7 protein-coding genes are annotated in these 6,795 nt (G+C 65.2%); 2 read left to right on the top strand and 5 right to left on the bottom strand.

The window, feature by feature from the left end:
• The 4 genes from ACWDMM_RS33440 to ACWDMM_RS33455 all read right to left on the bottom strand — a co-directional run.
• Positions 1–670, bottom strand: a 670-nt coding sequence (locus tag ACWDMM_RS33440) for a tetratricopeptide repeat protein (RefSeq protein ID WP_449941504.1), incomplete at its 3' end; no start/stop codon positions are given.
• A 49-nt stretch (positions 671–719) separates the two neighbouring features.
• A complete protein-coding gene (locus ACWDMM_RS33445; RefSeq protein WP_449941506.1) occupies positions 720–1,841 on the bottom strand; it encodes a hypothetical protein in 1,122 nt (373 codons plus the stop codon).
• Positions 1,838–2,212, bottom strand: a complete 375-nt coding sequence (locus tag ACWDMM_RS33450) for a hypothetical protein (protein WP_449941509.1) — start codon at positions 2,210–2,212, stop codon at positions 1,838–1,840. Before ACWDMM_RS33450 ends, ACWDMM_RS33445 begins: the two co-directional genes overlap by 4 nt.
• A gap of 381 nt (positions 2,213–2,593) precedes the next feature.
• Positions 2,594–2,845: a hypothetical protein gene (locus tag ACWDMM_RS33455; RefSeq protein WP_449941511.1), complete on the bottom strand. Its 252-nt coding sequence runs from the start codon at positions 2,843–2,845 to the stop codon at positions 2,594–2,596.
• 424 nt (positions 2,846–3,269) lie between these two features.
• On the opposite strand from ACWDMM_RS33455, the gene ACWDMM_RS33460 reads away from it, so the two are divergent.
• Both ACWDMM_RS33460 and ACWDMM_RS33465 read left to right on the top strand, forming a co-directional pair.
• Positions 3,270–3,407: a hypothetical protein gene (locus ACWDMM_RS33460; protein WP_449941512.1), complete on the top strand. Its 138-nt coding sequence runs from the start codon at positions 3,270–3,272 to the stop codon at positions 3,405–3,407.
• 242 nt (positions 3,408–3,649) lie between these two features.
• Positions 3,650–4,243 carry a hypothetical protein gene (locus tag ACWDMM_RS33465; protein ID WP_449941514.1) on the top strand — a complete coding sequence of 198 codons (594 nt, stop codon included), beginning with the start codon at positions 3,650–3,652 and terminating at the stop codon, positions 4,241–4,243.
• 219 nt (positions 4,244–4,462) lie between these two features.
• Here ACWDMM_RS33465 and ACWDMM_RS33470 read toward each other — a convergent pair whose 3' ends face one another.
• Positions 4,463–6,310: an arabinofuranosyltransferase gene (locus ACWDMM_RS33470; protein WP_449941517.1), complete on the bottom strand. Its 1,848-nt coding sequence runs from the start codon at positions 6,308–6,310 to the stop codon at positions 4,463–4,465.
• Positions 6,311–6,795: the final 485 nt, after the last annotated feature.

Genomic DNA, 6,795 nt, shown 5'->3' on the forward strand with positions numbered 1-6,795 from the left:
TGTTCAGGCTCGCAGCGAGATCAGGCAGGAAGGCGTCCGGACGCTGCTCGGCCAGCACCCGGTAGAGCTGGACGGCCTTCTCGATGGCGGTCAGGGCGTCCTCGTGGCGGCCGAGGCTTCCCAGCCGGACTGCGAGGTTGTTCAGGCTCGCAGCGAGATCAGGCTGTAAGGCATCAGGGCGGCCGAGGCCCCGCTCGGAGAGCTCGATCGCCTCCCCGGTCCGTCCCGCCGCCTGATAAGCGGTAGCAAGGTTGTTGCGGGAGGTCAGGGTTTCGGGGTGTTCGTCGCCCAGGATCCGCTCGCGGTCGGCGAGGGTCCGCTCCAGCAGCGGGATTGCCTCCCCGACCCGCCCCGCCGCCTGGTAGGCCTGGGCGAGGTTGTTGCGGGAGGTCAGGGTATTTGGGTGGTCGGTGCCCAGGATCCGCTCAAAGCCGATGAGCAGCTGCTCGAATAGCGGGATCGCCTCGGCGCCCCGCCCCATCGCCAGGTAGGCACCAGCGAGGTTGTGGCGGGTGATCAGAGTGTCGGGGTGCTCGTCGCCCAGGATCCGCTCCCGGTCGGTGAGTACCTGCTCGAACAGTTCGATCGCCTCCTCAACCCGCCCCGCCTCCCGGTAGGTGTAGGCGAGGTTGTTGCGGGAGGTCAGGGTGTCGGGGTGGTTCTTACTCAAGGCCAGTCCCCTGTCAGTGACAGTCTGCAACCATCTGGAGGCTCCCTCACTAGGATTTTCCATCGGGGCCTCCGAATTCTCTGATGTACGTGAGAGCTGTGTGTTCATCCGTGAACTCCAGAATGCCCAGGTGGGGATGCCGCCATCGAACGAGATAATCCTGCGTCGAAGGCGCCGCCAGCCACCGCCCCCGCTCGTCTACCGCGCCCTCGCCTGTGACTGTGTCGGCCACCAGCCCCAGCGACTGGTCCACCGCACGGTTGTTGCCGTTGCCACGCTCGCGGGGCATCGCAGTAGGAAGTGATTGACCGGCCCGCAGCTTCATGTACTGGGAGTAGTCCAGGCCTTGGGCGGTGATGGTGGCCGCCGCAGCCGCCAGGGCCAGCGGCAGATCCCTCACTTCGGCGGCGAGGAGGTCGGCACCGGTCGGATCATCGAACCCTGTCGCGGCCTTCAGATAGTCGATCGACTCGGCGCGGGTGAAGCCGGTCGCGGCGTCCACCAGCTCGCCCAGGCCGGTGAAGGCGCGGTCGGTGCTGGTGATCACCACCCGCACCCCGCCGACGGCAGGTAGAAACTGGCTAAGGAAGTCCGGGTCGGTGGCGTTGTCGAATACCAACACCCCCGACAGTGTTCGTTCGCTGTTGAGGTGATCGCGCAGCCGGTGCGCCGAGACCAGTGAATCCCCCTCCTGGTCGGCCACCCCCAACTTTGCAGCTATCTCCGTGAGCCCAGCCAGCGTGCGGTCGCGAGTCTCCGCACCGATCCAGCCCACCAAGACCGCGGACTCGTCGTGCATGGCCTCCCGGGCATAGGCGGCCGCCACCTGGGTCTTGCCGGCACCACTTTCGCACACCACCACCGCTACCTGCTCCCGGGTCAAGGCCTCGCGTAGCTGGCCAACCTGGGCGCGGTCGATGAAATGCCGAGCGGGGCGAGGTACCGCCCCCACCACCACCGCCCCCGGCACGGCCTCCGCTGGTGCGGGAGGCGGGGATCCGGTGCTGTACCAGTAGTTGACCGTGGACTCGGTGCGGGAGTTGTCGACGTGGGTGGAGATGTCGCGCCCGGCGGTCGCCTCGTCCAGATCGAGGGACGTTTCCACAGCAGCCCGGTCAACGTTTCGCCGCCACGGCCGCCGCCACCGGCTGGTGGGTTGTTGCTGGTTCATGGGTGTGAGGCATCACCGCGGCTGTCGACGTTGTCGAAGGTCATATCGCGCCCCGCCTGCAGCCGCCGCCCCCGCACACCGGGTCCCGGGCCGTGGACCTGACCGAATCGCATGTCCCGGACCGCGCTCGCATCCTCGATATCTATTCCTGCCACAGGCTCTGGCACTGGGGCCGGAGGCTGGGCGGCGAGTTGCAACCACAGCGATGTACCGAACGCGGCGACGGTCAGCACCGCCACGGCCACCCACGCCCACGCTGCGTGGTCACCGCCGGTCGCATAGTTCACCGCCACCGCCAGCCCCGTCGTCACTACCGCGGTCACCCCGGTGGGCACCGCTACCCGCCGCACCGCCTGCCACGAAACCGTCACACCGACCTCCCGCCCGGACCGATAATCCCACCGATCCTCACACACCACCCCCGGCCACACCCACTGCCCCGCAATCCCTTCCACATCCCGGACGGTCGCACAACAATCCTTCAACCGGCACCATCACGCCGGATCCCACCGGCGGAGATCAACACCCGCTGTCGGTCGAGTAGCTGACAACTGTGGGCAGCTTCCGGGTCTAAGGGAACCGATTCCGCCAGCCGGACAGCCGCGAAGGGGGCGCCCCGCCGTCGTCGTGCTGCGGACCGATGCCCGCGTGGCCTGACAACCCGGTGCAGGTCTATCCGAAAACCGACTCCAGCAGATCCAGCGGGGGGACGTGGGCAGGTGACGTTCGGAAACGGGGTCGTTTTCCGACCATCAAAGCCGGGTGTAAAGACTGGCTATCCGGGACAGTTCCTCATCCGACGGGATGTTGTTGCCATCGAGGGCATCCTGCACCAACTTCAGATCGGCCTGCAGCACAAGTACCTGATCAGCGTTAAGTGTCTGGTGCGCAGGCGCGCCCGGCGCTACGGCATACCCGAGATCGTCCCACGCACCACCACGACGCAGCTCACCCTCGATCGCGTCGCGAATCTCGGTCAATGTCTGCCGGTGGTCAGAATGCATACGAAGATGTTCCCACGCCCCCTGACAGTGAACCGGACTCGCTGTCGCCGCGGCCAACCACCCCGTCATGATCAGCATCTGACTACGGATCAGAAGGTAAGGAGCCAAGCCGGACAGCGTCAGATTGCCGCGAATGGCACCTCAGTCTGCCGCTCTGCACGTCGTCTCCAGCCCTCACGGAGATCCCAGCGCAAGACCGCTCACCACCTTATACCCCCGGCCCGTATACGTTGGCACACCATTTGCACCATTCCATTCCGCGCAAAATCCGCTCTTACGTCCGTTTCCAGACCCGAGCCGTCCACCCACATCCGGAAAAGGACGGGGGGACACTTCCACGGCAAGGTGGACGCTTCCAGGGGGACAGGATGGAAGGGGGGACGTCTTACCCAGACGTCTGGAAGGGGAAACCAACGCGAACTGAATGCTGGTGCTGCGCGAACGGCAGCACCAGCACGCGCAACGCGAGCAGCAGGCGCGTGGATCTGGGCAGGAGTCGATCGAGCAGCGGGTGGAGCGGCTGAGCGCTGCGGGCGCCGACGAGGAAACGATCCAGGCCTGACGTATCTCCCAGCTGTCCTTCGGCGCCGATCCGCGCGAAGCCACTGCGTCCTCCGCATCCCCGCAGCCGATGTCTTGTCACAGCGCCCTGCCCAATCACCGGCTTGTCTCACGACTTTGACGTTGGACCCCTGCCAGGGATACACTACGTCAGTGCGTTGAATCAAAGCACGTTTCGACGCACTGAGAGTTACTCTGGCAGCCAAGGGCCACAAAGGCCTAGCCCTACAGAAGGGACAAAACATGTCACTGCCCACGTTTGCGCAACGGCCACCACTGGCCACGCGCTCGATGAACATCAACGACGCCGCGGCGGCTTTGAAGATTTCGCGCGCCTCGTGCGAAAAGCTCATCGCCTGCGGCGTACTCCCCACACCGATTGATGCAGAGCAGATCGCTTCGCTGGCAAGCCGCCCTCGACTGATCGTGGCTTCCGGTGAGCTGACAGTGCTGAGGACCGCCGCGCGATCCGCCGCGCGTGAACCCGACCGCGATTGGATCGGCTTTCACGTCGACTTCAGTGACCGCGAGCTCACAGACGCGTCGTTGTGCTGGTGGCGGTGCGATCCAGCACGAATACTCGACAACGAGCTGTTCGCGGTCACCGTCGCAACGGTGCCGGTCGCGGTCTACGCCATCACAGCCCTCGAAGACGCCTTTCATCCATTGGGTGAACCCGAGATCCGTCACAAGTTCGCCGGCGATCTGCTTGCCCGCTGGAATCAACCGGTGACACCAGATGTCGATTCCCGCCTAAGAGACCGGGTCCAACAGATCATGTCCAGCCGCATCTCGGTCTCCAGTGGAGGACCGATCGGATATCTAAACGCCGAATAGCCCCGCAACCTTGCCGGTTGCGCTTGGGTCGGCAGCACGAGGGCGGGCGTGCCCTTGAGCGGCTTTGGTCCAAGCAGCCGGTTTACTGCGGTAAGCGTCTCTATCAGGGCTGAACCGGCAGGTCGGCCCCGCACTGATCCGAACCATCCGCTGGGGGCGTTGCTTGTGCGGCGCCGCCGCGGTAGGGGCACCGCTGCGGTGCCTCCCGTCGCGGCACGGTCAGTGGCGCACTAGGACGGTGAAGGGGCCGACCTCGACGTGGGTGAAGTTGGCGGCATCGAACAACGGGACAGGGAACAAAAGTGTCGTATAAGTGCGGGTGAGGCCGTTGTCGCTGCGTGGGTCGTTAGCCAACCGTAGCTGGTAGTGCTCCCCGGATCGGCGGAACACGAATACCGCGGGGGCTGGGCGCGGACTGTGGTCGAGCGCGGCGATCAGTTCGTCGGGTGAGCGCAACGCCGTCCAACCCTGGATTTGGCTAACGCGGCAATTGTAGTCGGCCAGTGGATTCGAGTATCGGGCGCTTTGGGCCAGGAATCCGGTGTAGGGGTAGATCGCGAGCAGGGTCGTGTCGCCGGTGAGTAGCACAGTGTCGCGACGGAGTTGGCCCGTCGCGGCGGTGATCGCTTCGTCGACGCGCGGGTACTCGGCCACCGCCGATGGCCAGTATCCATCTGCGCGCGCCTTCTTGCCTTCGGTCTGGCCGCCGGTGTCGCTGTAGGCCACGCCGATCGGAATTTCGAGTACATCGGGTATCTGCTGGGAGAACGAGAGCATCGCGAGCAGTCCGACGGCAGCTACGACCCGGTGCAACTGCCTGGGCTTACTCAGCATCGGCGAGATCGCGCGGATCGCGGCGATGACCACGAGCACCCCGATGGCGGCCAGGACAACCCGCAGCGTCGCGCCCCAATCCCCGGCCGGGACCTCGATCTCGATCAGTGCCGCAACCCCGCGCTGCCACATATACGGGCCCCACACCGCTGCAGCCGTAACGGCTGCAGCGGAAGCCATTACCAGCAACCGTCCCAGCACGCCACGCCGCCACGACTGTCCTTCGGCAACAGCGGTCCGATAGTTCGGGATCACGACCGCCAGCAGCGCTACGGCGGTCACGGCACCGGCAGCGATCACAAAGGACGCCCTATCGAACGCCGCACACAATGCTAAGTAGGCCGCCACCCCCACCAACCGTGCCCACACCTGCCTCGAACTGTTGGCAGGACGCGTGAAACCCGCTGATCCGGGTCTCCCCGCCGAATCTCGCAGGCCGGTCCACGCTGCGGCCACGGCAGGCGTGAACAGCAGCAGGCAGATCGTGAACGCCGGATCCGGCGCGGCGTAGGCGATAGCTACCGCGGTGGTGACCGCGGCCAGCACGATCGCAATGTCGCCGCGTACCATCCGTGACCACCACACCAGCGCGAGAACCGCTGCGGCCGCGATCGAGGTGATCGCGTACAACTTCAACGCCTCCCACCCTGGGAGTCCGGCAACAGCCGCTGCCCGTCCACCCAGCCAGTACCAGCCAACGGACTGATCCGAAGGTAGCCCGGTGTAGGTGCCGTCACGCCACAACGGACTGTCAGCGAAACGCCCCATCAACTGGCTGCGCAATTGCTGATCTGGTGACAAACCCGACAGGTACAGGCTCGTTGCAGCCAACGGCATGCCGATCGTGATTGTCACGAAGCCCGACAGCCCGATCCACGACAACACTCGCGCCATCCACCGCCCCCACGCCGTGGTCCGCGTGCGCGTCAGCGCCGCCGCCGCACACAGCACGACGATTGCCGAGAACTGACCGAATGTGGTCAACGCTCGCAGCACGTGCGAAGTGGTGAAAGCCGGCCACAGCACACTCGACGCGGCCACTACCCCCACCACTGCGACTACAACCGAAACCACAGCAGCAGCGATACCTTCGACCAACGCCGCGGCAAGCCGCGGACCGCCGGTCTTGTCACCGCCCGGCACTTGGTCGGGTGGGGGCTGTGAACCGACGGCAGTTCCCATGTCCGTGCCCCGTGAATCGAGCTGTCCACGCATGACCGGCAAAACCTCCATGCTCGAAAACTACGGGGTGCGCACACCTGCATCACATCGGGCTCCGGAGCTCATCGGAGGCTGGTGGCGCAGCTTCGGGAAGACCAGGCCTGGACACAGCGATGCCGTCGTGCACCGCGCAGGGCCCTCGGCCGCTGAGACGAGCACCCACCACACCATGGTGTGGCGAGGCGAGGACATCACGCGCCATCTTCGGGCGTGATCTCACTGGAACGAAATACTTTGCCCCTCCGTGGAACCGATTGGACTGTTGCCGCGTCCAAGTAGGTATGTGGCCAGGATCTGAGGTGGCAAGCCTCTGTTCTGGCCGACCGTACGAGAGCAAGGGGGGCCCATGGCAAAGCGTGGTTTCAGGTCCGACGGCAGGCTCGATCAGCAGAGTTGCTTGCTGATGTCAACGGAACGCCAATCCGGACCATCTGACGGCAGTTCAATCTGGACCACCTGGCCGGTTGGGTTGGTGGTTTCAGTCTTCAGTTGTGCCG

Source organism: Nocardia sp. NPDC003726, assembly GCF_053586955.1.

Bases quoted from the DNA above. Each gene is read 5' to 3' on its own strand.
- ACWDMM_RS33470 (WP_449941517.1), bottom strand. From the start codon at position 6,310: ATGGAGGTTTTGCCGGTCATGCGTGGACAGCTCGATTCACGGGGCACG.
- ACWDMM_RS33445 (WP_449941506.1), bottom strand. From the start codon at position 1,841: ATGAACCAGCAACAACCCACCAGCCGGTGGCGGCGGCCGTGGCGGCGA.
- ACWDMM_RS33460 (WP_449941512.1), top strand. From the start codon at position 3,270: ATGCTGGTGCTGCGCGAACGGCAGCACCAGCACGCGCAACGCGAGCAG.
- ACWDMM_RS33455 (WP_449941511.1), bottom strand. From the start codon at position 2,845: ATGCATTCTGACCACCGGCAGACATTGACCGAGATTCGCGACGCGATC.
- ACWDMM_RS33465 (WP_449941514.1), top strand. From the start codon at position 3,650: ATGTCACTGCCCACGTTTGCGCAACGGCCACCACTGGCCACGCGCTCG.